Here is a 26,232-nt window from a genome sequence, read left to right on the forward strand (position 1 = left end):
AGGCGCCTGAAATTCTCATCACGCGTTCAGGACGACTGGGGCGGTATCATCAGGGGATGCACAGGGGGGAGTCGCCGAAGATCCTTGCCGGTCGGTTCGAGCTCGAGCGGCTCGCCGGCACCGGAGGCATGGGCGACGTCTATCGCGCGCGCGATCGGCAGGATGGTGAGCCGGTCGCGCTCAAGCTCCTGAGAAGCTCGGACGCGCAGCTCGTCGCGCGGTTCCAGCGGGAGGCGCGGCTCCTGGCTGAGCTCCGGCATCCGGCGATCGCACGCCTCGTCGCCCACGGCGTCTCTGACCAGGGACAGCACTACCTCGCCATGGAGTGGCTCGAGGGCGAGGATCTCGCGTCGCGGCTCGCCCGCGGGCCGCTCGGCGTCGAGGAGGGGCTCGCCCTGGTCCACCGCGTGGCCGAGGCGCTGTCGCTCGTGCATGGCCGCGGCGTGATCCACCGCGATCTCAAGCCGGCAAACCTGTTCCTGCAGGGCGGTCAGCTCGATCGGGTCAAGCTCCTCGATTTCGGGATTGCGCGCGACGCGGCAGCGACCGGCGGGCTGACCGAGCCCGGTGTGCCCATTGGAACGCCCGCCTACATGGCGCCGGAGCAGATCCGCGGCGAGCTGGACATCGACGCACGCGCGGACGTGTACGCGCTCGGGTGCATCCTGTTCGAGTGCCTCACCGGCCAGCCGCCTTACTGGGGCGAGCACGCGTTCGCGGTGTTCGTGAAGGTGCTCTTCGAGGACGCGCCGAGGCCGAGCGCGCTGCGGGGCGAGGTGCCCGAGGCCGTCGACCTGCTCACGGCGCGGCTCATGGCGAAGGACCGCGAAGGCCGGCCCGAGGACGCGGCCGCGGCGGCCAGCGCGCTCGCTGCGCGCTCGGCAGAGCATGCGGCCGAGGAGCTGTCTGCGCCGGCGCTGACGCGCCGCGAGCGGGGGCTCGTCAGCGTGATCCTGGCCAGGGTAGGCGTGCCTTTCCTCCCGGCCACGCACACCGCGCTGTGGGCCAAGGAGGCCATGCGGATGGGCAGCGAGGCTTCCTCCACGGGGCCGCGCTGCGAGGCCGCCACGGCGCCGCATGCGGACGCCGCCGCGGCGCCGTGCGCGGAGGCCTCCACGATCGATGCGCGAGGGAAGGTCACGGCGCCGCCAAGGACGGCGCCGTCCCTCGCGGACCTGCGCCACGCGGCGGCCGAGCACGGCGGCCGCCTCGAGCCGCTGCAGGACGGCGGGGTCGCCGCGGTCCTCACGGGCGCGGCGACGCCGATCGACCTGGCTGCGCGCGCCGTGCGCTGCGGTCTCGTGCTGCGGAAGCTCCTGCCCAGCGCCCGGCTGGCGGTGGCGACCGGGTGGGACGCGCTCGGCGGCGGGCAACCCATCGGCCCGGTCATCGACCGCGCCTCCGCGCTGCTCGTCGGCGGCGACGCCAGGCCGCCGGGCGACGGCGCATCGGAAGCGCAGGCCCCGGTGCTCGTCGATGCGATCACGGCCAGCCTCCTCGGGCCGGGCTTCGAGATCGCGAATGGGCCCCGGGCGCAAGCGGTCGTCGGCCAGCGTGATCCGTTCGATGAGGCGCGCACGCTGCTCGGCAAATCCACCCCGTTCGTGGGGCGCGACCGGGAGCTGCGCGCCCTGGAGGACCTGTTCGACGAGTGTTCAGGCGAGCCCTGCGCGCGGGCGGGGCTCGTGATCGCGGCGGCGGGGATGGGCAAGTCACGCCTGCGCCTGGAGCTCGTGCGGCGGCTCAGGGCGCGGTCCGAGCCGCCCGAGATCTGGATCGCGCAGGCGGATCCCGCGCGCGCGGGGGCGCCCCTCGACCTCCTCGGGCAGGTGGTGCGCCGCGCCGTTCACCTGGTCGACGGCGAGCCCCTCGAGCGCCGCCGCGATCAGCTCGCGGCCCGCGTGGCCCGGCACGTGGACCCGGCGCTCCGGGAGCGGGTGACCGAGTTCCTGGGAGAAATGGTCGGCGCGCCGTTCCCGGGCGAGGGGCGCGTGCAGTTGCGCGCGGCCCGGCGCGATCCGCTGCTCATGGGCGACCAGCTCCGCCGGGCGTGGGTCGATTTCGTCGGCGCCGAGTGCCGGGAGCGCCCCCTGCTGCTCGTGCTGGAGGATCTGCACTGGGGCGACCTCCCGACCGTCGAGTGCGTGGACGCGGCGCTGCGCCTCTTGGAGGAACAGCCGCTCATGGTGCTCGCCCTGGCGCGGCCGGAGGTGCGGGCGACCTTCCCTGCGCTCTGGGCCGGGCGGGGCACGATGGAGCTCGGGCTCGGCGAGCTGCCCCGGCGGGCCTGCGAGCGGATGGTGCAGGCGGCCCTGGGCGACCGCTCCGACGCGGAACACGTCGCGGAGATCGTGCGGCGCGCCGCGGGCAACCCGTTCTTCGTGGAGGAGCTCGTGCGCGCCTCGGCCGAGGGGCGGGACGCACGCGAGGCGCCGGAGACGGTGCTGGCAATGGTGCAGGCGCGGCTCCAGGACCTCGACGCCGAGGCGCGGCGGCTCCTGCGCGCCGGGAGCGTGCTCGGCGAGGTGTTCTGGCGCGGCGCGGCGGCGCGCCTCCTGGGGCTTCGACAGGAGGGAAGCGCAGCGCTCGACGCACGGCTCGCGGATCTGGAGCGGCGCGAGTGGATCGTGCGGCAGCCCGAGCCACGGTTCGCTGGCGAGGCGGAGTTCGCCTTCCGGCACGGGCTCGTGCGCGAGGCGGCCTACAGCATGCTGACCGACGTGGACCGCCGGCTCGGCCACCGCCTCGCCGGCGTGTGGCTGGAGGAGGCCGGCGAGCGCGACGCGCTGGTGCTGGCAGAGCACTTTGAGCACGGCGAGGCGATCGAGGCGGCGGCGCGGTGCTACGAGCGGGCGGCGGAGCAGGCGCTGGAGGCGAGCGACCTCGAAGGCGCGCTCGCTCGGGTGGACCGGGCGCTGGCCTGCGCGCCGGGGGACGGTGCCGCTGGACGGCTGTACGCGCTCGCGGCGACCGCGCACAACTGGCGGGGCGCGTTCGTGGACGCGGAGCGCGCGGCGAAGGCGGCGGTTGGCCTGACGCCCGCGGGGAGCAGGGGGGCGCATACCGCGCTGGCGATGCTCGCCTGGGCGAGCGGGGCGCTCGGGAAGGCTGAGCAGCTCGAGGCGGTGGCCTCGTCGCTGCCGCTCGACCGGGAGGGCGCGGCGCTCGACCGGGAATTCCTCCTCGCCTGGTACAGCGCCGCCACATGGTTGCGAGAGCTCGGGCGCCACGCCGCTGCCGACGCGCTCGAGGGCGTCATGGGCGGGGTGCAGCCGGAGCATCTGGAGCCCGGCCTGGCGGGGCATATCTACATCACGAGGAGCACTGCAGCGTGCTACAAGCCCCGTCGACTCGAGTTGTCCCTGCGCCTCACCGAAGCCGCATTGCAGGCTTACGAGCGCGACGGCGCGCTGCGGGACGCGTGCCTGACGTGCGTGAATCTGGGCGTGACGCAAAAGCGACTCGGCGCTTACGGACTGGCAGCGTCGACGCTGCATGAGGCGAAGAGGGTTGCTGCTCAGCTCGACCTGCCCTATGCGGCGAACGGGGCCAGCATCCATCTGGGGTACATCGGCATGGCGCGGGGCCAGAGGGCCGATGTCATGGCGCTGGCGGCCGGGGTCATCGAGGAGGCGCGAGCGTTCGCCAATGGCAGGCAGATGGCCCAGGCCAGGGTGCTGCTCGCGCAAAGTCTGCTTGCTCTGGGCGATTTTGTACAGGCGTGCGCGCAGGCGACCACCGCGATCGGCGAGACGCAGGCGTACCCCGCGCTGCAGGCCATCGCGCACGCCACACTCGCCCAAGCCCTGCTCCGAGCCGGGCGCGACGTGGATGCGCTTGCCGCGGCACGCGGGGCGATCGAGCTTGTCGAGCGCTTCGGAGGTCTCGATGAAGACGAAGCGCTCGTGCGCCTCGCCTGGACCGAGACGCTCCACGCCTGCGGTGACGTCGACGCGGCCCGGGCAGCGCTCGTCGCTGCCCGCGATCAGCTGCATGCCGAGGCGGACGCCATCGAGTCTCCCGACCTGCGCCGCAGTTTCCTCGAGGCGGTGCCGGAGCATGCCCGCATCCTCGCGCTCGCGGAGGTGTGGGGCGTGGCAGGCAGGTGATCCCCCGGATCGGCGCAGCGGCTCGCGTGGCTGCGAAGTGGCGTCCCTTCCCTCGATGAGGGGGGCCTCTTGGCGCTGGGTACAGTGCTTTGCGCTGCGCTCCTCGTGACGGTACCGTGAGCGCCGGGATGGGCCGTGACGGTTACTATGGTGACCGTGCCGTGGTCGATCGCTTGATCGCGGCCTCAGGCCTGGGGCGGGTACTCGGCGAACCGCGGCAGGTCGTCGGTGATCGGGAACCAGCTCGCCTTGGAGTCGACGAAGATGTGGGCTGCGGGGCGGATGCCGGGATCGGTGTCGAGCGTGCCCGCGGGCACCACGGCGAAGCCGCGCTCGGGTGACTGGCGCGGGGCCGCGCCGCCGCAGCGCTTGCAGAACGCGACGGTGAAGAACCGCGCGTCGGGCACCTTGTAACTCGCGATCTGCGCGTCACCGTGGATCCAGCGGAAGCTGTCCAGGGCGGCGAAGACGTTGGTCGCGTGCGCGGCGCTGCGCCCGAGGCGACAGCGCGTGCAATGGCAGCTCACCATGCGGAGGGGCGCGCCGTCGAACTCGAAGGCCACGTCGCCGCACAGGCAGCTCCCCTGGGTGACGCCTTCTTTCGGCGGGGCCACGGGGCGGGAGACGACCGGCGCCTGCATCTCGGGCCGCCATTCCTCGAACTGCGGCAGGGAATCCGTGATCGTGTACCAGGGCGCCTTGGAGCCGACGAACTGGTGGAACTTCGGCTCGATCCCGAGATCGCCCTCCAGGTTGCCGGCATGGAGCACGGCGAGCTGCCTCTCGGGGCGGAGCATCGGCGTGGCCGAGCCGCAGGTGGCGCAGAAGGAGCGGCGGTCGCTCGCGCAGGAGGGGCGGATGGCGTCCTCGCCGGCGAGCCAGCGAAACCCCGGCAGCGGCGCGACGACGGCCGTGGCGAACGCCGTGCCGTGGAACTTGCGGCACATCGAGCAGTGACAGTTCAGCATGGTCTGGAACGGACCGTCGATCTCGAAGCGGACCGTTCCGCAAAGACACGCGCCCTTGGTCATGTTCGTACCTCCCGTGGTCGTGGGTGCTCCGTGTGCGCAGGAGCGACGGCGTGGGCGTGCACGCTAGCACACCGGGGTTGCCAGGCGCGTCCCGATCCGTCGCTCGACGCGGGCGCAAGCGCGCGACCGCGTCGAGCATCGGAGCCGAGATCACGAGCTCACGACGAGGCGTTCCGGGCCCTTGCCCTGGAGGATCTCATGATCTGGATGGAGCTCGACGGAGCGACATGCCTTTTCGGACGAGGTATGCGGCGATACAAAGTTTGAACAGCCCGTTGACGATGTCAGCTACCGTGATGCTGCCGTCGCCACGGACGCCGCCACCGATGAAAGCCGCTGCAGCGAGGAGGATTCCGCCGACCAGGCATGCCGTCCCTAACAACCTGTCCTTCCTCGCGCGGCTGAGCGCGCTGGTCTCCTCCCCCGTGTCCGTGGCGACCTCTCCCGTGCGCCTGGTTGGGCCCTTGTCGGCCTGCGCGACGATGCCCTCGATCTCCTCGGGTGAGTCCGCCGCGACGAGCTGTGTGCCGCAGTCGCTGCAGACCGCCATGGAGTCGACGAACTCCGCCGGCGAGCGCGTTCGCAGTCGGTGAGGACAGGAAGGCTTGGTGCAATACTTCACGCGTACGAGTCTATGGTCCAACGTGCCGGGTCCACAAGCGGGTCCATCCGCTCTTCGGGCTGCGCGCGATACGCCCGGGAGGCTGGCGCCTGCCGCCTGCGATGGGAGAGCCGCGCGGCTTACATCCCGGACAGCACGCCCACGATCGCCTCGCTGATACGCGATAGGTCGGCTGGCTCGATGATGTAAGGCGGCATGGTATAGACCAGCTTCCCGAAAGGCCGTAACCAGACGCCGCGCTCCACGAACGCCGGCTGCACGCGCGCCGTGTCGACGGGCTGCTTGAGCTCGACAACGCCGATGGCGCCGAGCACGCGCACGTCGGCGACCGCGTCGAGCGCGCGGCACGGGGCGAGCTCGCGGCGGAGCTGCGCCTCGATGGCCGAGACGCGCGCGCGCCACGGCGAGGCGAGCAGGAGCCGGATGCTGGCCAGCGCGGCGCTGCAGGCGAGCGGATTGCCCATGTACGTCGGGCCGTGCATGAACACGCGCGGCTCGTTGCCGGCGATCGTCGCGGCCACGCGCTCCGTGCAGAGCGCGGCGGCCAGGGTCATCGTGCCGCCGGTGAGGGCCTTGCCGAGGCACATGATGTCCGGCGCGACGCCCGCGTGGTGGCACGCGAACAGCTCGCCGGTGCGGCCGAAGTTGGTCGCGATCTCGTCGAAGATGAGCAGCACGCCGTGGCGGTCGCAGAGCGCGCGCAGCTCGCGCAGGTACTGCGGGTGGTAGAAGCGCATCCCGCCGGCGTTCTGCGCGATCGGCTCGAGGATCACGGCGGCGACCTCGTGCGCGTGCCGCTCGAGCAGCGCGGCCATGCTGCTCAGGGCGTCCGGCGACCAGGGCGCGTCGAACGCCGGCCCGGGCGCTTCCGCGAACAGGTGCTGCGCGAGCGCGCCGCGGAAGAGGTGGTGCATGCCATTGACGGGATCGGTGACCGCCATCGCGCCGAACGTGTCGCCGTGGTAGCCGGCGAGCGCGCTGATCAGGCGGCGCTTCTCGGGCTGCCCCCGCGCAATGAAGAACTGGAGAGCGAGCTTGATGGCCACCTCGACCGACACGGATCCGGAGTCGGCCAGGAAGACGCGCGTCAGCGGCTCAGGCGTGAGCGCCACCAGCGCCTCGCACAGCTCGACCGCGGGCGCGTGGGTGAGCCCCCCGAACATCACGTGGCTCATCCGCCCGAGCTGGGCGCTGATCGCCGCCGTCAGCGCCGGGTGCGCGTAGCCGTGGATGGCGGCCCACCAGGACGCCATGCCGTCGATGAGCTCGCGGCCGTCGGTCAGGGTGAGGCGAACGCCCTCCGCGCGCTCGACCGCGAAGAGCGGCGCGCTCGAGATGGGCGCGGCGTAAGGGTGCATCACGCAGCGGCGGTCGCGCGCGACGAGATCGTCTCCGCCAGGCATGGCGCTCTCCGATGGCATGGCGAGGCGTCTAGCCCAGAACGCCCATCGCCACCAGGTCCGCCGGGCGCGCGGGCGGCCTCCGCGCGCGGCGCCATCCCACCGGCGGACGCGGCTCCGGCCGCCTTCGGACGATTCCTTGATCGGGCTGTAACGTTCGGCCCCCCTCCGAGACTGTGCAGGTAGCGGGATAGCCGTCGCGGCGCCGGGGACACGCCCGGGCGCAGGGGCGCGCGCATCCATCGCACGTCGAAATACCGATGACGTCGCGCTCGAGGAGAGCCTCGCGACGATGAGGAGACATCCATGAACGGTCTGCTTCGCAAGGTCCTGCGGTCTGGCACCATGATCTCGGCCGCTGCGCTCATGTCGTCCGCGCTGCCCGGCTGCGGCGGCAGCGACACGGACGGGAGCACGGGGGGCGGCGGGCCCCAGGGCTCGGACAAGAACACGTATGTCCTCGTCCACGGCGCCTTCGTGGGCGCATGGGCATGGGACAAGGTGGTGCCGCTCCTCGAGGCCGGCGGCAACGAGGTGATCGCCCTCGATCTCCCGGCTCACGGCGAGGACCAGACGCCCGTCGCGGACGCCGGCCTGGAGGCCTATACCGACGCCGTGGTGGAGGCCATCGACAGCGCCTCGCGCCCCGTGATCCTCGTCGGCCACAGCATGGGCGGCACCGTGGTGAGCCAGGCCGCCGAGCAGCGGCCCGACAAGGTGAAGAAGCTCGTCTACCTGACCGCCTTCCTGATGAAAGACGGCCAGTCGCTGAGCCAGGAGTGGGCCGACGACGAAGGGGCCGCGATCAAGGCGTACGCGGCCGCTTCGGAGGACGGCACGACGCTGACCTTCAAGGAGGGGTGGGCCGCGGACGCCTTCTGCCAGGATTGCTCTCCAGAGGACGTCGCGCGGCTCGAGAGCCACCTGCGCGAGGAGCCCGCGAAGCCGTTCGACGAGCCGATCCATGTCACGGAGGAGAGGTGGGGGAGGGTCCCCCGGGTCTACATCGAGGCGCTCAAGGATCTCGCCATCAGCCCTGCAGAGCAGAAGCAGCAGTACACCGCCTTGCCCTGCGAGAAGGTCATCTCGATCGACGCGGGCCACGCCCCCTTCCTGACGAAGCCGAAGGAGGTCGCGGACGCGCTGAGGTCGCTCTGACCGGGGCGCCGGCCGCCGTCGTCCGCGGGGCGAGCCGCCCCGGATCCGCGTCGATTGATGCGGGGCTCGGCGGCGTGATACCGTGCTCCGCGTGTCCCATGACCCCTCGGCCGCCGCCGACGGCAAACAGGTCGCACCGGCGCAGCGCGCATCGGCCGAGATAGGTTCGCTCCTCGCGCCCGCCGCGCCGGGCAACGCGGCTGCGCCCGGTTGCGCGGCGCCGGCGGACGACATCGCGCTCGTCCGCCGGCTGCTCGCGGGGGATGAACAGGCCTTCGAGCAGCTCGTGACCCAGCTCCACACACCCATGCTCCGGCTCGCCCGGGCGGTCGCCGGCCCCTCGGGCGCGCAAGAGGTCGTCCAGGAGACCTGGGCGGCGGTCTTCGATGGGCTCGTGCGCTTCGAGGGGCGCTCCGCGCTGAAGACATGGGTGTTCAGGATCCTGACGAACCGCGCCAGGACGTGGGGCGCTCGAGAGAAGCGCATGGTGCCTGTCTCCTGGCTGGAGGACGGGGATCACGGCGGCGAGCCGGCGGTCGATCCGGCCCGATTCGACAGCATCGGTGACTGGGCGACTCCGCCTGTTCCGTGGACGGAGCAGAGCCCGGAGGTGCTCTTGCTGCGCAAGGAGACAGGCGCCGTGCTGCAGCGAGAGCTCGAGACGCTGGCGCCTGGACAGCGCGCGGTGGTCCTCTTGCGCGACGTGGAGGGGTGTCCGTCCGAAGAGGTCTGCGAGATCCTGGGTATCAGCGAGGCGAACCAGCGGGTCCTCTTGCACCGTGGCCGATCGAAGCTCAGGGCCGCGCTCGAGCGCTACATGACGAGGGGGTGAGCGCGCATGATCGTCACGTGCTGTCAGCTGACCGAGATGATCACCGACAGGAGCGAGGGAAAGCTGTCCTCCGAGCAGGAGGAGGGCTGCGCGCGGCACCTCGCATGGTGCGACAGGTGCCGCACCTACCTGAAGCAGATGGATCTGACGATCGACGCGCTCCAGGGGCTCCCGGGTGAGCCGCTGCACGACGACGTTCGCGCCGCGCTGTTCGCCCAGTTCCAGCGGCGGAAGACCACCGCCGACTGAGCCTGGCGTCCCGGGGGGCGGTGGCGCGCAGGGCCGGGGGCGGCGCCGCGGGGGTGCCATGCCCGCGTTGCTGTGAGCATGGAACGCGCCGCTACCGCCACCGCGACCGGCCGAGGCAGCTTGGGCGCCGGCCGTGCCGCCCGGCGGTGCGTCGCGCATTCGCCGAGAAAGCAACTGACGGGGGCGGAGGAGCCGACGATGAGGTAGCCTCGCCAGCATGCCGACGGAGCTGCTGGAACGGATCACGCACGACCCCGCCGTGATGGGGGGCCGGCCCTGCATCCGAGGGATGAGGGTGACGGTGGGCACCATCCTGGGACTGCTGGCGGCGGGGCACTCGGTCGAGGAGGTGCTCGAGCTCTATCCCTACCTCGAGAGGGACGACGTGATGGCGGCGCTCTCTTATGCGGCATGGCGTGTCGAGGAGGTTGAGCTCCCGCTGAAAGCTTCATGAAAGTTCTGGTGGACATGAACCTCTCGCCGACCTGGGCACCGTTCCTGAAGGGCGAAGGCATAGAGGCCGTTCACTGGTCTGCAGTCGGCGACCCTCGAGCACAGGATCGAGAGCTGATGGCCTGGGCACGCCAGGGCGGGTACATCGTCTTCACGCACGACCTCGATTTCAGCATCATCCTCGCTACAACCGGCGCCAGCGGTCCGAGCATCCTGCAGGTTCGAACCCTGGATCCTCTCCCGAACGCGATGGGGGTCGATATCGTCCGCGTGCTTCGCGAGCATGACGACGAGCTCGACCGCGGTGCAATTGTCACCGTCGATGGGACGACGTCGCGGGTCCGGATCCTACCGATTCGAAGGGCAACGAAAGGCCATGGCTAACATTGCCGCATCGGAGACCCTTTCCCGCGATCTCACCGTCCTCAGTACACGCCGGCTGGCCATCAGCGGCTGATAACGACGCGAACCGGCGCGGCGCGCGAACCGCCAGGGACACAGTGAGAGCTGCCAGGGACGCTTGGAGCGCCGACAGGGACAAGAAGCTGTCGTGATGACGAACCGCTTCTCCGGCTCTCCAGCGGAGCAGACGCCAGCGCTGGCTGTCGTGGATCTCAGGCCCGTGGATCTCAGGCCCGTGGACGCCGGCGCGGGGGCGCCATACCCGCAGCGCCATCCCGTTCCTCAGCCGCGCCGCCTCGGGCCTCGGCCGCCCCGCCTCGCGCCTCGCGGGACCCCGCGTCGTCCCGGCGGACCTGGACCTTGCGGCCCTTCAGCCGTGTGGCGCGCAGCGCCTCGATGACGGCGTCGGCCGCGTCGGCCGGGACCTCCACCGTGGAGAAGCCGTCGGCGATCTCGATGGCGCCGATGTCGCGGGAGCTCAGCGACGCCTCGTTCGCGATGGCGCCGACCAGATCGGCCGGCCGGATGCCCGCGGCGCGCCCCGCGCTGACGTACAGCCGGGCGACGTTGCCGTCGGTCTCCCGCCCCTCGCGCCGCGGCCGCGCCTGCGCCTCGCCCGGGCGCCCGCGCGGCCCCGCGGGCCCGCGCGGCGCGCGGTCGTCGCGGGCGCGCTCCGGCCCGCGCGGAGGCGGCCGGAACGACGGGATCTCCGCCTCGTCCTCCTCCCGGTCCCCCTCCGTCGCGTCGTGGGCGAGCTTCACCGCCGCCGCCGCGATGTCCATCACGTCGAACTCGTCGGCGAGCGCCTCGACCACGACCCGGAACCGCTCGGCGCCGCCCTCGATGAGCGCCTCCCGCAGCGAGGCCCGCGTCAGCTCCAGGCGCCGCGCGCGCAGGTCGGCCACGGTCGGGAGGGTGGCGGCCTCGATGCGCTGCCCGGTGAGCCGCTCGACGTTGCGGATCAGGTAGTGCTCGCGCGGCTCGACCAGCGTGATCGCCGCGCCCTCGCGGCCGGCGCGCCCCGTGCGGCCGATGCGGTGGACGTACACCTCGGGGGCGCAGGGGACGTCGTAGTTGATGACGTGCGAGACATGCTCGATGTCGAGCCCCCGCGCCGCGACGTCGGTGGCGACGAGCAGCTCGGCCGTGCCGGCGCGGAAGCGGGCCATCACGCGATCGCGGTGCTCCTGCGAGAACCCGCCGTGGAGCGCCTGGGCCTCGTAGCCGCGGGCGCGCAGCGCCTCGGTCAGCTCGTCGACCTCGTTGCGGGTGCGGCAGAAGAGGATGGCCGACGACGGATCCTCCATGTCGAGCACCCGGGTGAGCGCGGCGGACTTGTGCGCCCGCGGCACGATGTACGCCGTCTGGCGGACGCGGGGGAGCTCGCCGGGGGCCGCCTTCTCGCCCGCGATCTTGACCCGCACCGGCTCGCGCAGGTGCCGGCCGGCGATCGCGGCGATCCGCGGGGGCAGCGTCGCGGAGAAGAGCACGGTCTGCCGCGCGGCCGGCGTGGCGGAGAGGATCTCCTCCAGCGCCTCGGCGAAGCCCATGTCGAGCATCTCGTCGGCCTCGTCGAGCACGACGGTGCGGATGCCGTCGAGCGCGAGCGTGCCGCGCCCGATGTGGTCGAGCGTCCGGCCGGGCGTGGCCACGATGACGTGGACCCCGCGGCGGAGCGCGCGCAGCTGCTGCCCGAACGGCTGGCCGCCGTACACGGACAGCACCTGCACGCCGAGCCGGCGGCCGTAGCGGTGCATCGCCTCGGCCACCTGCATCGCCAGCTCGCGGGTCGGCACGAGCACGAGCGCCTGGGGGGGGCCGGGCGGCTCGCCGCCGATCTGGAGGCGCTGGAGCAGCGGCAGCGCGAACGCGGCCGTCTTCCCGGTCCCGGTGGCGGCCTGCCCCAGCAGGTCGCGCCCGGTCAGGAGGTGCGGGATCGCCTCGCGCTGGATCGGCGTGGGCTCCTCGTAACCGAGCTGGGCGAGCACGTCGAGGAGGGCAGGCGCGATGCCGAGCGCGGCGAAGCTGGCGGACGAGGGGGTCGTCTCCACAGGGGTTCCCCATGTCATGGTCGCGCGCCAGCGCCGTTGCAACCTGGCATTCACCGCGGGGCGCAGCGCGCGCGGCGGGCGAGCCCCGCTGCCCCGATCAGCCGAGCTTCGCGGCGAGGGCGCGGTACCGCTCCGGCAGGCGCGCGGCGTCCAGCCGGCCGAGGAGCGCGCGCGCGGCCTCCTGCGCGCGGGGGCTGCCCTCGGGCGCGCGGCTCACCGCCTCGAGGTAGAGCTCGAGCGCGCGCCTGCGCTCCGCGAGCGCCGGCGCGGCCCGGCCCCGGAGCTCGAGGATCTCGGCCTGCTCCGCGCAGAGCGCCGCGTACGCGCCGATCTTCTCGTGGTCGCCGAGCAGGGTGGCCGCGCCCGCGGCGTCGAGCCGGTCGAGCATGTCCCGCATCGGGCCGAAGAGCCCGTCGGCGGTGGTGCGGACGAGCAGCTCCGCCTCGTCGAGCTGGCCGGCGCGCCGGAGCCCGGCGATCCGGCCGATGGCCTCGGCCAGCTGCTCGATCATGCGGAGGAGGTAATCGCGCTGTCGGAGCGACATCGGGTCTTCCGTTCGAGTCTAGAGCGCCGAACACGTCGATCGAGCGAGAAATGAGCCGCCTGCCGCCAAGAACAGAGCACTCTCTCGGCGTCCCTGGCGCCTCGGCGGCTCAAGACCCTGCTCTTTTCCGGGGTTTCGACCCGTTGGTTGCTCTGGCCGATCGCGGCTCTGCCGCGCGCGCCGGCGGCACCAGCCTTGCTCCACCGGTGGCTCACAACGGGGGTCATCAAGGCATAGGGGCCACCTGGACCGATATGTCGGCGCCCAGCGGCGGTGCTGCCTCGCCTCTCCGGCGCACGATCCTGCCACCTTCATGGCTGGCTTTCCCGCCGAGCTCGCATGGTACGATCCGGTCATGCGCACTTCGCCAATGCTCGCGCTGCTCGCCGCCGCGTCGCTCGCGGCCTGCGTTCGTTCCCCCGCGCCCGCGGCGGCGCCCGATGTCTTCGCGCCGTCCGCCGCCGACGTCGGGCCCTGGTACACGTCGGCGCCCGACCTCACGGCGACCCCACCGGGGCTCGAGACGCCGGAGCAGCGGGCCGCGCGGCTGCAAGCCAAGGCGATCCTCGTGGATGGCCACAGCGGCGTGCCCTCGCTGCTCCTCGGCGGCTCGTTCGCGCAGGTGAGCTCGGACGACGAGCTGATGGCCGCGGAGGTCGCCAGGAACAAGGCGGCGGGCGTCACCGGCGCGTTCTTCCCGATCCACGTCGGCGCGCCCGCGCCGCCTTCGTCCTCGCGGCTCGGCGGCAGCGCCGCGCGCCGCGCGCTCGATCTCATCGAAGCGACCCACCGTCAGATCGAGCGCCACCGCGAGACGCTGATGCTCGTGCGCGACGCGAAAGACGTGCGCCGCGCCGAGCGCGAAGGCAGGATCGCCGTGATCATGGGCATCGAGGGCGGGCACGCCATCGAGAACTCCCTGCCTGCGCTGCGCTCGTTCTATCGCCTCGGCGTCCGCACCATGGCGCTCACGCACATGACCACGAACGACTGGGCAGGCTCCGCGGGAGGAGCGCTCGATCCCGGGTACGTCCGCGACCGCGGCCTCTCCCCCTTCGGTGAGGCCGTGGTCCGCGAGATGCAACGGATCGGCATGCTTGTCGACGTCTCGCATGGATCGGACAGCACGTTCCAGGGCGTCATGAAGGTGGCCAGGGCGCCGATCATCACCTCTTCCACGATGCCCGCCGCCGGCCACCGCCGCCGCGACCTCGACGATTACATGCTGCGCGCGATCGCGGAGAACGGCGGCCTCGTCATGGTGAACTCCTGGGCGCTCTTCCTGGACGAGGCGTATGCCGAGCAGTCGGCGCGCTTCGCGCAGAAGTACGGGGCGCACCTCAAGGAGCTCGGCGAGAGGCTCCCGGGCGACACGAAGGCGCTCCGCGAGGAGATCGAGAAGCTCAGGACCCAGGAGGGGCAGAAGACGCCGCCGCTGTGGCGGATCATCGACCATATCGATCACGTGGTGAAGATCGCGGGGATCGAGCATGTCGCCCTCGGCTCCGTCTTCGAGGGGAGCGAGGCGCTCAAGGAGGGGCTCGCAGGCAGCGCCGGGGCCCCGAACCTCACGCTGGAGCTCATCCGTCGCGGCTACTCGGATGCGGACATCCTCCGCCTGCTGGGCGGGAACTTCGTGCGGGTCCTCGAGCAAGCCGAGGCCTATGCGGCCGCGACGGAGACAACGCTGTCCGGGGATGGCAGCACGCAGCAGCTCAGCGCGGCCGAGCTGGGCGATCTGCCGGGGCAGCCCCTGCTGCCGGCGCCCCCGCCGCCGGCGCCCCCGCCGTCGCGGGGGCCGATGTCGTGGGGGGTTGTCCCGCCGTCCTCGCCGTCGCCGCAGCGACCGGTCGCGCAGCCCTCGAAGGCGGGAGCGCCGGAGTCTCCGTCCTCGGAGCTCCTGCTGTCGCGGTAACGTCTCGTCGTCGACAGGAGGTCGCGCCGGGTTTACGGTGGCGATCCCCGGGATGCGAACGGCGGCGCGACCCCTGACCCGGCTGCGAACACCCACGCTTCCGGCGGCGCTCGCCGCCTGCGTGCTCGCCGCCTGCGTGCTCGGCGGCGCGTGCGCGGGGGAGGCGCCGCCGGGCGGCCACGGCGGCGGCGGCCAGGGCGCGGGCGCGCACCCGGTGACGACGACCACGTACGTGAGCGCGGCCACGGGCTTTGGAGGCGCCCTGGAGGAGCTGCCGCGTGTGTTCACGGTGACCGGCGTCGTCACCGACGGCGCGGCGCCGCTCGAGGGCGCCATCGTGATGCAGGCCGGCGGGGAGCCGGCCCTCGTGACCGGCCCGGACGGCGCGTTCTCCATCGAGATCACGCGGGACATCCCGGGCCAGCCGACCGTTGTCGCGGCGAAGATCGGATACCGGACGGACGGTATCGAGTTCGAGGTCGTCCCCGACGGGCCGGTGGAGATCGCACTTCGCCGCGCGTCGCCGCCGGACAACGCGCTCGGCTACACCTACGGCGATCCGGGCGACGGCGACCCGCACAACTCGACGCGGTTCTGCGATCACTGCCACACGACGCTCGTGGCCCAGTTCCTCGAGTCGGGGCACGCGCGGTCGGCCAGGAATCCGCTCCTCCAGGCCATCTACGCCGGGGTCTCGATGGCCCACACGGACGAGGCCTCGTGCGGCGCCGCGGGCGGGCGCTGGAAGGCCGGACGCGTCCCTGGCAGTGAGGGGGGCGCTGCGATGCGGTGTTATCTCGGGACCGGCGTGCTGCCGGATCTCAACCCGTCCTGCGGCGGGGAAGCGCAGCCCTCGTGCGACGATCCCGCGCTGCCCGAGGCCGTGCGCCCGGCGGCGTTCGGCGCGTGCGCCGACTGCCACGCTGCGGGGATCGACGGCCCCGCGGGCGGGCGAGACCTGCTCGAGGCCACAGGCATCGCGTTCGAGAAGGGCGACCACTGCGACGCTTGCCACAAGATCCGCGACGTCGATCTGAGCAAGCCGCCCGGGGTCGCCGGGGCCCTGATCGTCCAGCGCCCGCAGGAGAGGAGCTCCCCCGATCCCTCGTCGAGGCTGCTGGAGGTGATGTTCGGCCCGCGGCCGGACGTGCCGAACAGGTTCATGGGCGGCAGCTACCAGCCGAAGTTCTCGGCCTCGGAGTTCTGCGGCGGCTGCCACGAGCAGAAGCAGGCGGCGCTCCTGCCGGGCGCGGCGCTCGATCCGGTCCGCTGGCCAGACGGGCTCCCGATCCATCAGACGTTCTCCGAGTGGGCCGCGAGCTCCTGGAACCGCCCGGCCACGCAATGCCAGGCCTGCCACATGCCAGGGGTCCTCTCGCTGAAGAGCAGCCTCGACGTGACGAACGAGGCGAACGCGAGCGTCTCGCTCGGCTTCGTCCGCCCGGCGGGGACGGTCCGCTCCCATATTTTCCGCGGCCCGCTGGAGGGGTCTCCTCGGCTCATCCGGGGCGCGGTCGAGGTCCGCATCGACACATCAACGGCGTCGGGCGAACTCGCGGTCACGGTCTCCCTGGCCGGAGGCGCGGCGGGCCACGCCGTTCCGACCGGGGAGCCGATGCGCGCGCTCGTGCTGCTCGTCGCGGCGGAGGCGTGCGGCGCGCCCCTCTCGCCGTCGAGCGGCATGACGGTGAACGACACCGGGGGCGCGCTCGCGGAGGCGCGCGTGGGCCAGGGCGCGGCCCTGACGGGCGCCCAGCTCGCCTGGGACGAGGGCGCGGCGCGCGCGAGGGCGGGCGACGTGGTGCGGATCGTCCGCCCGACCGGAGTCTACGACGATTACACCGGCATCGGCCGCTTCGCGGACCCGTCGCTCGACGCCGCGGACAAGGGCCTGGAGGTCCGCGCGCCGGTCGGCGAGGCGCGGGTGGTCGCCGCGGGCGGCGGCGTGATCACCCTGAGCGGCGCGATCGCCGCGCAGGACGGGGATATCGTCTACCTCGGCGCGCCCCTCGCCGCTGCGCCCGCCGACGGCCAGCCCGCCGCCGCGTTCGCCGGCGCCGCGGGGTATACCTTCGCCAAGGTGCTCGTCGATCCGGCGGGCGCGCGGCACGCGCCGCAGCACCGCGCCGTCGATATCGCCAGCGACAACCGCATCGCGCCGGGGAGCGTCGCGGTGACGTCGCACGGCTTCGCGATCCCCGCGGGCTGCTCGGCGACCGCGAACGTCACCGCCACGCTGCTCTACCGGCCTGTCCCGCTCGCTCTCGCGCGGGAGCGCGGGGCCTTCGCGCGCGATTACCTGGTCGTCTCGGCGTCCTCGCCGGTGCCGCTCGACTGAGCGACAACGTAAACGTTGGTGACCCGCAGCACCGCGAGCCGATCGCGCGGATCGTACTTGCCGTTCCGATATCGTGCTGGTCTCAGGCGCTGGCGCTGGATTGTGGGGGTACGCTATGGGCCTGAGCGATGAGCGAGAAGCGTGAGCAGACGTCGGGTGTGGAGGGGAGCGCCGCGCGCGCAGCAGCGGAAAAGAGGGAAATTTCGGCGTTCCGCGATTACCGCGAGGAGGCGCGGCCGAGCGTGAAGGAGCTCTACCGGCTGAACCACGAGGGGCAGACGCTCGCCTTCGTGCAGGAGAAAGAGCGGGAGTACCTCGGCCTCGACCGGCGCCGGATGGGCATGTGGGAGGCGCTCGAGCTGCTCGATCGGGTGGTCGACGACAGCGATCCGGACACGGAGCTGTCGCAGATCGCACATGCGCTCCAGTCCGCGGAGGCGGCGCGGCGGGACGGGCAGCCGCCGTGGTTCGTGCTGACCGCGCTGATCCACGACGCCGGGAAGATCCTGTGCACCTGGGGCGAGCCGCAGTGGGCCGTGGTGGGCGACACCTTCCCGGTGGGCTGTGCAACCTCGGACCGGATCGTCTTCCCCGAGCTCTTCGCGCGGAACCCGGACATGGCGAACCCGGCGTACCAGACGCCATGCGGGATTTACGAGGAGGGCGCGGGGCTCTCCCGGATACACATGTCGTGGGGGCACGACGAGTACCTCTATCATGTGGTGAAGGACCACCTGCCGCTCGAGGCGCTCGCCATGATCCGATATCACTCGTTCTACGCGGCGCACCGCGAGGGCGCGTACGGGCACCTGATGAACGAGCAAGATCGGCGGATGATGGAATGGGTGCGGCGCTTCAACCCGTACGATCTGTACTCGAAGGCCGATGACCCGCCGGACGTTGAGCGGCTGAAGCCGTTTTACAAGGACCTGATCGCGGAGTTCCTGCCGGACGAGCTCCGCTGGTGAGGCGCTGTGACGGACGGAGCGAGCGGACGGGCGCGCGTGGGCCCCGCGGGTGAGGACCGCGAGCGTGCAGTACTCCTCGAGCAGGAGCTGTCCGGAGTTGTAGAAGCCGAGGGCGCCGGCGCCGTGCTTCGCCTGGATCTCCCTGGAGCGCGCGACGATCGCGCCCATGGCGGTGTCCCAGTCGGTCTCGACCACGGACGCCCCCTGCGGCGGTGCGCCCGGGGGGCTGTGGCGGCCATCGGCTGCGTCCGAGCGCCTCGCCCTCGGGTCAGGGTCTCGCGGCGGATCGTGAATGTCCTGCCGATATCGAGCAACTAAGCCTGGATGAACAGAGACACTGATCCTGGTGTATCATCACCATCCCGGGCAAGCCGGTGTGTCGGGACTACCTTGACCATTGCAGCTGTCCTCGCCTCCACCGCGTGCGATCTGGTCGTGCGCGGGGGCGCGGCAGGTGACGGCGGCGGCGGCAGTGGCGGCGGGGGCGGCAGCGCTGATGGCGGGGGAGGCAGCGGCGGCGAGGGCGGCAGCGGCGGTGGCAGCGGCGACACGAGCGGCAGCGGCGGCAGCATGCCCGGCCTGTGCGTGCCGGGCTCGGTCATCACCTGCTACACTGGCCCCGCCGGGACCGCTCACATCGGGCCGTGTGCCACCGGGACGCAGACGTGCCGCTCTGATGGGTTGGGCTACGGGCCCTGTACAGGTGACGTGGCGCCGGCCGCAGAGATCTGCGTCACGCCAGTGGACGAGAGCTGCGACGGCGAGCCCCATTGCCCTCGGGTCCCGCCGTGGGCGCGGGGATACGGCGGTCCCGGCCAGGACAACGGCCTGTCCATCGTGATCGACGCCTCGGGCAACACCTACGTATCGGGCGACTTCGAAGGAACGGTCGACTTCGGCGCCGGTCCGCTCACCAGCGCAGGGGGCTCCGACATCTTCCTCCTCAAGCTCGACCCCTCCGGAACGGTGATCTGGAGCCGGCGCTTCGGGACCGAGCACGACGAGAGCGCCACCATGACCGTCGACGGGAGCGGAAATATCTTCCTCGCTGGCCTCTACGGCGATCCTGCGTCCCCCTGGGCACCAGGGCCAGATTTCGGCGGGAATCCCGTGAGGGCCGCCGAATACGCCGGGCTCTTCGTTGTCGAGTTCGATCCCGCAGGCAACCACATCTGGAGCAATGGCTTCCAGGCCATCTCATCTATTCCGTTTGACACCTTTCCCTGGAAGGTAACGCACGCCGCCGTCGATGGCGTCGGCAATGCCTATATCCTCTACGGTATCACTGACCTGGCCGGCGATCTGAACGATACCACCTATCTGGCGAAGGTGAGCGCCGGAGGCGCCGCCCTCTCCTGGCGAAAGACCCTGACGGGAGACGGCATCGATGGAGCAGGAAGTCTCGCGATCGACAGCGCCGGCAACGTTCTTGTCGCGAACGAGACCCCGACCACCGAGCTGCACCTCGGTCCGCTCGAGCTCACCGTCTCCAAGTTCACCCCGGCGGGTGTCCTCTCGTGGCGGCGGTCGTTCGCATCCAGCTCGACCGGAGGAACCGCGGCGGCGGTGGCCTCCTCGGTGGTGGTCGACGCGGCGGACGAGGTCCTCGTGACGGCCTTCACGGACGGGACCATCGACTTCGGCGGCGGCGTGCTCCCCGAGGGGCCCGTGCTCGTGAAGCTGGATGCTGCAGGTCAGCATCTCTTCAGCCGCTCGGTTCGCTTCGGCGACGAGATCGCCCTCGATCCAGCCGGTGGCCTGCTCGTCGCCGGGCACGGCCTTGCCAGGCTCGACGCGAGCGGGACGGAGATCGGATCGGTCGACTTCGATGCTCTCGTGGCGGACATCGCGATCGCTCCGAACGGCACGGTCGCGGTCGCCGGGAGCACACTCGCGCCGGTGGACTTCGGGACGGGCCCGATCGCCTACGCAGCGGGCCGCGATATCTTCGTCGCCACATTCGACCCCTTCTGCGAGAACGGCGAGAGCGACTGCGAGTCTGTGGGCGGCGGCGGCGCGGGCGGCAGCGGCGGCGGCGGCGCGGGCGGCAGCGGTAGCGGCGGCGGCGCGGGCGGCAGCTGCGCGCCAGGCTCGGTCCTCGCCTGCTACACGGGTCCCGTCGGGACGGTCGGCGTCGGGCCGTGTGCCACGGGGACGCAGACGTGTCGCGCCGATGGCCTCGGGTATGGCCCCTGTACGGGGGCGGTGGCGCCCGCCCCAGAGCTCTGCGCCACACCGGTGGACGAGAGCTGCGACGGGGCGCCCCATTGTCCCCGGCTCCCGCCGTGGGCGCGGGCCTACGGCGGCCCCGGTCGAGACAGCGGCCTGTCCATCCTGAGCGACGCGTGGGGCAACACCTACGTCTCGGGTGACTTCGAAGGCACGGTCGACTTCGGCGCCGGCCCTCTCACCAGCGCAGGGGACTCCGACATCTTCCTCCTCAAGCTCGACCCCTCCGGCTCGGTGATCTGGAGCAGGCGCTTCGGGACCGAGCTCCAGGAGGCGAGCGCCACCATGGCCGTCGACGAGAGCGGAAACATCTTCCTCGCCGGGTTTTATTACACCTCGTTTTCCTCTTGGGCGCTCGGTCCGGATTTCGGCGGAGGTGGCATTCCACCCATCCCCGACCCCGCGTTCTTCGTCGCCCAGTTCGATCCCGAAGGAAACCACACGTGGAGCAATGGATTCAATATTACCCCCTGGCCCACGAGCCTACAGAAGATCGCCGTCGACGGGGGCGGCAATGTGTTCGTCCTCTACATCGTCGAAGATAACTATTATATGACAAAGGTGGGCGCCGGAGGTGCCGCGCTCCTCTGGACACAGGGTGTGGAGGCGGGCGGCCTCCCTCCCTCCCTCCCGAGCTCAGGGGGAGGCCTCGCTGTCGACAGCGCCGGCAATGTGCTCGTGTCGACCGGATCTTTCGCGACTGGCCTGAGCCTCGGTCCGGGGGTTTTCAGGGTCGCCAAGCGCTCCGCGACAGGCGCTCTGCTATGGGAACGGCGGTTCGAGTCGACGGTGTTCGGCGACGATCCCGTTCACGGACGCTCCGAGGCGTGGGCCTACTCGCTGGCGGTCAACGCGGCGGACGAGGTCCTCGTGACGGGGGTCACCGATGGAAGCGTCGACTTCGGCAACGGGATGATGGGGGGGTCCGTCCTGGTCAAGCTGGACGCAGCAGGGGAGGTCATCTCCACCCATCCTGTTCCCTTCCACGAAAGGATCTCCCTCGACCCTGCCGGCGGAATGTTCGTCGCCGGGAACAGGGGGCTTGCCAAGCTCGACGACAGCGGGGCGACGCTCTGGTCTGCCGAGTTCCACGACCCCACGGGGGACGGTTACAACCTTGGCGTGCGGGACATCGCGCTGTCTCCGAACGGTACGGTTGCGATCGTCGGCACCGCGTACTCGCCGATGGACTTTGGCACCGGCACGCTCCCCTACACAGCGCAGGGCGATATCTTCGTTGCCACGTTCAACCCCTGAGGACCTCGCCGAGCGCCCTGCTTGCTCCCTCCCTCCGAGGCGCTTCGGTATGCACACATCCAGCGGTCCCGGGGCGTCCGACGGATCACGCCGGTTCGCTACCGCACCATCGTCCCGCGCGACGCTGTTCTGGCGCGGCCGCCCGGGATGTGGGAGATGGGCCTGGCCCGCGGGGGCCGCGACGCATCCGATGAGCATGGCCCATTACGTCTCGGTCTTTCTCGTGTCGCTGTCGGCGATCTTCTTCGTCGTGGATCCGCTCGGCATCGTGCCGCTGTTCCTGACAATGACCGCGGGCGATCCGCCGGAGAAGGTGCGGCGCACGGCGCGGCGGGCGTGCGCCGTCGCCGGCGGGCTCATGCTGTTCTTCGCCCTCTTCGGCGGCGTCGTCTTCAAGGTCTTCGGCGTCTCGTTGGCCGCGTTCCGCGTCGCGGGCGGGCTGCTCTTGCTCGTCACGGCGCTCGACATGCTGCGCGCCCGCTCCTCGGCGACGCGCACCACCCCGTCCGAGGAGCAGGAGGGCATCGCGAAGGAGGACGTGGCGCTCGTGCCCCTGGCCATGCCGCTCCTCGCCGGGCCGGGCGCCCTCGCCACGGTGATGGTGCTGATGGCGCGCGAGGGCAACGACCCCGTGGCCATGGGGCTGGTGCTCGCCGGCGTGGCCATCACCTTCGTGGCCTCCTACTTCGTGCTGCGCGGCGCGGGGCTCGTGCAGCGGGCGCTCAAGGCGTCCGGCATGGCCGTACTCGAGCGCGTCATGGGCCTCATCCTGGCCGCCATCGCCGTGCAGTTCATGGCCGACGGGGTGAAGGAGCTCTGGCACGGGTGACGCGCGTCCGGCGTTGCCCGGCGCGCCGCTCGGCGCGTCAGTTGAGCTGGCCCGTGCGCCGCGGCGCCTGCTTCATGCAGAGGACGAGCGCGTCGCGGAGCCGCGCGAAGGTGGATACCCGCGACATGTCCACGCCGTCCACGAGGAGGCCGCGCGCCACGTCGGGCCGGATGCCCACGATGATCCCTTTCGCCCCGAGGAGCTCCACCGCGCGGACCAGCGACAGAAGGGTGTTCCCGAGCGAGGCGTCGATGGAGTCGACGCCTGTCAGATCGATGATCACCACCCTGCAATGGGTGTTCGAGACCGCGCCGAGGAGCCCCTGCATCATCTGGTCCGCCCGGTAGAGATCGACCGCTCCGAGCACCGGCATCATCAGCACGCCCTCCCAGACCTGGATGATCGGCGCCGACAGCGTGCGGATCGTCGCCTGCTGCTCCGCGTTGACGGCCCTCGTGCGCGAGAGCTCCTGCGCGAGGTCGTCGAGCCGCCTCAGGTTGCTCGCCGCGACCGCCTGGGCGATCTGGACGAGCTCCTCCCGCTCCCTCAGCGCATCCCCGAGCTCCCCCAGCGCCGCCGCGATCGCGCCGAGATCGTCGCCAGGGTCCGATCCCTCGGCGAGCGCTGCGTCCGCGTCTCCCTCCTTGAGCTGCTCGATGTAGCGTAGGATCGCCTGCGCCCGCTCACCCGGCACGACGACGCCCCCGGAGCATCTCGCTCTTGAGCTGCTCATAGACCGTCTCCGAGATGCAGCTCGTGAAGCAGCGCGTGTGGACGAACTGGCCGTCCCGCTTGAAGACGTTGGAGTTGATGAGCACGTGCTTCATGCTGCCGTCCTTGGCGCGGAGGCGGGCCGGGTAGGAGGCCAGCTTGCCGGTGCCCGCGAGCGAGCAGAGGATCTGGTCTATCACGTCCTTGTCGACGTGGAAGTCGGCGACGTGTCGATTGATGTACTCCTCGCGCGTATAACCGAGGAGCTCGAGCTCGAGCTTGTTCGCCCACAGGATCTTGCCGTTCGCGTCCACCAGGTGGACACCGAGCGAAGCGTTGTCCAGGACGTCATGCCAGTCTTCCACGCGGTCCTTCGTCCCCATCGCCACTCTCCCCCGGTCGTGCTTCGACCTTGACTTGTCCGGCCCGATGAGCGCCTGAGGTGCCGTGTCCGCGAAGGCGCTGCCTGCCCGCAGCTGCTCAGGTTACAGGAGAATGGGGAGCTCGACGAGGGGTGTGGTCGCCGCAGTGGGGTCGGGCACAACTCAGGAGAGGGTGAAGGCGGCGTGTCGTGGAGCTCGCTTGTCGGCTGGATGCGGCGGGCTCGGCGGTTCGACGTCGCTACGCGGCCGGGCCCCCGCGGCGCGCGCTGGGCTCCCCGCGGAAGACGTGCGCGTGGGCGCGCGCGAGATCGCCGAAGGCGCGGGGCACGCGGCCTGTCACGCGCTGAACGACGTCGGTGACGCGGTCCTCGGCCCCGTCGCGGATGGCGAGGTCGAGGCTCACAAGGAACGCGGCGTAGGGCGATGGGATACCCGCGCTGACGAGGTACGCGCGAGCGTCCTCCTCACCGGCGTGGACGTGGCGTATCGCCCGGCCGGTGATGCGGGACACGATGGCCGCCACGTCATCGTAGCTGAGCGCCTCCGGGCCGGTGATGATGTGAGATGTGTTGTGCGGCGCGCCGTCGAGGAGCGCCCGCGCGGCGACCTCCGCGATATCGTCGGCGTCGACGAAGCCGACGCGGCCGCTGCCCGTTGCGGTCGTGAGCTCGCCTCGCCCGGCGATCGCCGCCGCGTGCGGGTGGCGCGGGTCGATGAAGTTCTGCATGAACCACGACGGTCGGAGGACGGCCCACTCTGGAGCGCGCTCGCGGAGCGCGCGGTGGACGAGGCCGAGCCCGGGGCTCCCCTCCGCCACGGGCGACGCGCTGAGCAGGACGAGGCGGCGCGCCCCGCTCGCGAGCGCGCGCTCGACGAAGGGCAGCATGAGCGCCGAGGGATCCTCGACCATCGCGGGCGCCACGAGGTACACGCGATCGGCGCCGCGGAGCGCCTCGTCGTGCGTCGCGGTGTCGGCCCAGTCGAAGCGGGCGTGCTCCACGCCGTCGCGGGCGGCGGTCGCCGTCCGGCTCGCGGTGCGGACGCGCGCGCCGGCGGCCGCGAGCCGCGCGGCGAGGGCTCGCCCGGTGGTGCCCGTCCCGCCGGTGATCAGGACGAGCGGCCCATCGCTCCCTGCGCGCGTTCTCATGACGCCTCCTCGCGATGCATGTTGAGCTCGCTGCCGAAGGCCTCGAGGACGGGCGCTGGGTTCCAGTACTCGCGGTAGCGCACGACTCGGCCGTTCCTCGTCGCGACGATCATCACATAGTCCTGCTCGTAGCGTTTGCGCGCGGGCCCGATGGTCGCCGAGCCGTGCACCTCGGCGAGCGCGACGTCGGGATCGGTCGTCGGATACCGCCGCACGTCCCGGAGCTCGAGCCCGTGGAAGCTCTGGAGGATGCCCTCGAAATGGCGCCGGATGGCCGCCTTGCCCTCGAGGCGCGCCGGCGCGCCGAGCGCCGGGGCATACGGGAACTCGACGGTTGCGTCGTCGGCGAAGAGGTCGAGCCAGCGCTCCAGGTCACGGCCGATGAGATCGAGGAGCGCGTCGAGCGCCTGCGCGGCGTCGAGCGGCCGGGAATGCGGCGGGGGGTGCGTCATGGGATGTCCTTTCCTTTCGTGTCGACGAGGCCAGCGTAGGGATGCCGCGATTGCCGCGCGTCCAGCTCCCCGATCCGCGCGTCCACGGTCCACGGCCGGCGCCGCCCGCGCGGCGGGTCGCGCGCGCCGGCGTGGCGCGGCCCGCCGCGTGATGTAGAGTCGATCGCGCCATGTCCGCCGCGTTCGACGAGCTGGCCCGGAGCGTCGTGCTCCGCGAGGCCGAGGTGAGGCGCTTCGCGCTCGGCGATCGCTGGGGCAAGCGGCAGCCGGCGCAGCGCGCCGCCGCCCGGGTGTACGCGGCGCTCGGCGGCGGCGGGTGGATCGACGTCGCGCGCCGGCGGCTGGCGCTCGGCGCGGGGGAGCTCGTGTTCCTGCCGCGCGCCGAGGAGCACGCCATCCGCGATCGGCCGACGACCTCGCTCGCGCACCCGGAGGCCCTCTGCCGCGGGATGCGCGCCGTGGCCGACGACGCCCTGGCCACGGAGGCCCCGCCGGAGACGCGCCTCGTGGTCGTCGACCTGCACGTCGACGCGGCGGGCGCCCCGTGGGTCGCCCTGCTGCCGCCGGCGGTGCACGTCGCGGGCGCGACGCCGGGGCTCGCGCGCTGGCTCAACGACACGCTCGCGCTGCTCGCCGGCCCGCAGGCCCTGTCGGCGGCGCTGCGCCGCTCCGTCGGCGAGGCGTGGGCGCACGCGCTCTTCGCGAGCGCGCTGCGCGACCCCGCGGCGTCGCTGCCGCGGCGGGACGCGCTCCGGGACGAGCCGATCGCGGCCGCGCTCGCGCAGGTGCGCGCCTCGCCCGAGCGCGCGTGGGAGCTCGGGGATCTCGCGCGGACGGCCGGGCTCTCGCGATCCGCGTTCGCGGCGCGCGCGACGGCGCTCCTCGGCGAGCCGCTCGGCCATCACGTGCGCCGGCTGCGCCTCGAGCGCGCCGCGGTCCTGCTCGGCGAGACGACGCTCCCGGTGAAGCTCGTCGCCGCCCGCGTCGGCTACGACAGCGAGCCCGCGTTCGGGCGCGCCTTCGCGCGCGCCCACGGCGTGAGCCCCCTCGGCTACCGGCAGGCGAGGCGGCGAGAGCACGACGGTGCGCACACCGTCAGACGCGTAGGTTGACGAGAGGGAAGCGCTGCTGAGCGGCGCAGCTGGTATCATG

General features: G+C 72.0%; 21 protein-coding genes. 12 read left to right on the plus strand and 9 right to left on the minus strand.

Annotated elements, in window-relative coordinates; translation table 11 throughout:
* Positions 1-56: 56 nt before the first annotated feature.
* Positions 57-4,109 (plus strand): serine/threonine-protein kinase, encoded by a 4,053-nt coding sequence (locus WME97_RS03540; protein WP_437549548.1) that lies wholly within the window; start codon positions 57-59, stop codon positions 4,107-4,109.
* Between the two features lie 185 nt (positions 4,110-4,294).
* Here WME97_RS03540 and WME97_RS03545 read toward each other — a convergent pair whose 3' ends face one another.
* The 3 genes from WME97_RS03545 to bioA all read right to left on the minus strand — a co-directional run bounded on the left by WME97_RS03545 (position 4,295) and on the right by bioA (position 7,165).
* Positions 4,295-5,140 (minus strand): GFA family protein, encoded by an 846-nt coding sequence (locus WME97_RS03545; RefSeq protein WP_437549549.1) that lies wholly within the window; start codon positions 5,138-5,140, stop codon positions 4,295-4,297.
* 196 nt (positions 5,141-5,336) lie between these two features.
* Positions 5,337-5,762 carry a hypothetical protein gene (locus tag WME97_RS03550; protein WP_437549550.1) on the minus strand — a complete coding sequence of 142 codons (426 nt, stop codon included), beginning with the start codon at positions 5,760-5,762 and terminating at the stop codon, positions 5,337-5,339.
* A 119-nt stretch (positions 5,763-5,881) separates the two neighbouring features.
* The gene (gene bioA / locus WME97_RS03555; protein WP_437549551.1) at positions 5,882-7,165 is read right to left on the minus strand and encodes an adenosylmethionine--8-amino-7-oxononanoate transaminase; all 1,284 of its coding nucleotides are present in this window, start codon (positions 7,163-7,165) and stop codon (positions 5,882-5,884) included.
* 303 nt (positions 7,166-7,468) lie between these two features.
* On the opposite strand from bioA, the gene WME97_RS03560 reads away from it, so the two are divergent.
* From WME97_RS03560 to WME97_RS03580, 5 genes are all read left to right on the plus strand, one after another.
* Entirely contained in the window at positions 7,469-8,320 is an 852-nt protein-coding gene (locus WME97_RS03560) for an alpha/beta fold hydrolase (RefSeq protein WP_437549552.1), read from the plus strand.
* An 82-nt stretch (positions 8,321-8,402) separates the two neighbouring features.
* Entirely contained in the window at positions 8,403-9,152 is a 750-nt protein-coding gene (locus WME97_RS03565; protein ID WP_437549553.1) for an RNA polymerase sigma factor, read from the plus strand.
* 6 nt (positions 9,153-9,158) lie between these two features.
* Positions 9,159-9,401 carry an anti-sigma factor family protein gene (locus WME97_RS03570; protein ID WP_012233331.1) on the plus strand — a complete coding sequence of 81 codons (243 nt, stop codon included), beginning with the start codon at positions 9,159-9,161 and terminating at the stop codon, positions 9,399-9,401.
* 217 nt (positions 9,402-9,618) lie between these two features.
* Positions 9,619-9,855, plus strand: coding sequence for a DUF433 domain-containing protein (locus tag WME97_RS03575; protein WP_437549554.1), 237 nt, complete (start codon positions 9,619-9,621; stop codon positions 9,853-9,855).
* Positions 9,852-10,238: a DUF5615 family PIN-like protein gene (locus WME97_RS03580; RefSeq protein ID WP_437549555.1), complete on the plus strand. Its 387-nt coding sequence runs from the start codon at positions 9,852-9,854 to the stop codon at positions 10,236-10,238. The genes WME97_RS03575 and WME97_RS03580 overlap by 4 nt, the downstream gene beginning before the upstream one ends.
* Before the next feature lie 245 nt (positions 10,239-10,483).
* Here WME97_RS03580 and WME97_RS03585 read toward each other — a convergent pair whose 3' ends face one another.
* Together WME97_RS03585 and WME97_RS03590 are read right to left on the minus strand one after the other, a co-directional pair.
* On the minus strand, positions 10,484-12,325 hold the full coding sequence (locus tag WME97_RS03585) for a DEAD/DEAH box helicase (RefSeq protein ID WP_437549556.1): 1,842 nt from the start codon (positions 12,323-12,325) through the stop codon (positions 10,484-10,486).
* 79 nt (positions 12,326-12,404) lie between these two features.
* Positions 12,405-12,851: a hypothetical protein gene (locus tag WME97_RS03590; RefSeq protein WP_437549557.1), complete on the minus strand. Its 447-nt coding sequence runs from the start codon at positions 12,849-12,851 to the stop codon at positions 12,405-12,407.
* A 355-nt stretch (positions 12,852-13,206) separates the two neighbouring features.
* Here WME97_RS03590 and WME97_RS03595 point away from each other — a divergent pair, with 355 nt between their 5' ends.
* The 5 genes from WME97_RS03595 to WME97_RS03615 all read left to right on the plus strand — a co-directional run bounded on the left by WME97_RS03595 (position 13,207) and on the right by WME97_RS03615 (position 22,387).
* A complete protein-coding gene (locus WME97_RS03595; RefSeq protein ID WP_437549558.1) occupies positions 13,207-14,766 on the plus strand; it encodes a dipeptidase in 1,560 nt (519 codons plus the stop codon).
* A gap of 52 nt (positions 14,767-14,818) precedes the next feature.
* Complete coding sequence (locus tag WME97_RS03600; protein ID WP_437549559.1) at positions 14,819-17,104, plus strand: hypothetical protein; 2,286 nt, start codon at positions 14,819-14,821, stop codon at positions 17,102-17,104.
* A gap of 128 nt (positions 17,105-17,232) precedes the next feature.
* Positions 17,233-18,072: an inositol oxygenase family protein gene (locus tag WME97_RS03605; RefSeq protein ID WP_437549560.1), complete on the plus strand. Its 840-nt coding sequence runs from the start codon at positions 17,233-17,235 to the stop codon at positions 18,070-18,072.
* A 390-nt stretch (positions 18,073-18,462) separates the two neighbouring features.
* The gene (locus tag WME97_RS03610; protein WP_437549561.1) at positions 18,463-21,558 is read left to right on the plus strand and encodes a hypothetical protein; all 3,096 of its coding nucleotides are present in this window, start codon (positions 18,463-18,465) and stop codon (positions 21,556-21,558) included.
* 196 nt (positions 21,559-21,754) lie between these two features.
* The gene (locus tag WME97_RS03615; RefSeq protein WP_437549562.1) at positions 21,755-22,387 is read left to right on the plus strand and encodes a MarC family protein; all 633 of its coding nucleotides are present in this window, start codon (positions 21,755-21,757) and stop codon (positions 22,385-22,387) included.
* 37 nt (positions 22,388-22,424) lie between these two features.
* Here the strand turns inward: WME97_RS03615 and WME97_RS03620 are convergent, their stop codons facing one another.
* The 4 genes from WME97_RS03620 to WME97_RS03635 form a co-directional block, all read right to left on the minus strand.
* On the minus strand, positions 22,425-23,120 hold the full coding sequence (locus WME97_RS03620) for an STAS domain-containing protein (protein WP_437549563.1): 696 nt from the start codon (positions 23,118-23,120) through the stop codon (positions 22,425-22,427).
* A complete protein-coding gene (locus tag WME97_RS03625; RefSeq protein WP_437549564.1) occupies positions 23,071-23,481 on the minus strand; it encodes a PAS domain S-box protein in 411 nt (136 codons plus the stop codon). The genes WME97_RS03620 and WME97_RS03625 overlap by 50 nt, the downstream gene beginning before the upstream one ends.
* Before the next feature lie 238 nt (positions 23,482-23,719).
* A complete protein-coding gene (locus tag WME97_RS03630; RefSeq protein WP_437549565.1) occupies positions 23,720-24,628 on the minus strand; it encodes an NmrA family NAD(P)-binding protein in 909 nt (302 codons plus the stop codon).
* Entirely contained in the window at positions 24,625-25,080 is a 456-nt protein-coding gene (locus WME97_RS03635) for a nuclear transport factor 2 family protein (protein WP_437549566.1), read from the minus strand. The genes WME97_RS03630 and WME97_RS03635 overlap by 4 nt, the downstream gene beginning before the upstream one ends.
* Before the next feature lie 170 nt (positions 25,081-25,250).
* Between WME97_RS03635 and WME97_RS03640 the strand changes: the two genes are divergently transcribed.
* A complete protein-coding gene (locus WME97_RS03640; protein ID WP_437549567.1) occupies positions 25,251-26,192 on the plus strand; it encodes a helix-turn-helix domain-containing protein in 942 nt (313 codons plus the stop codon).
* The last annotated feature ends 40 nt before the right edge of the window (positions 26,193-26,232 follow it).

Origin of the sequence: Sorangium sp. So ce367 (genome assembly GCF_051520455.1) — a bacterium.
GTDB classification, from domain to species: domain Bacteria; phylum Myxococcota_A; class Polyangia; order Polyangiales; family Polyangiaceae; genus Sorangium; species Sorangium cellulosum_B.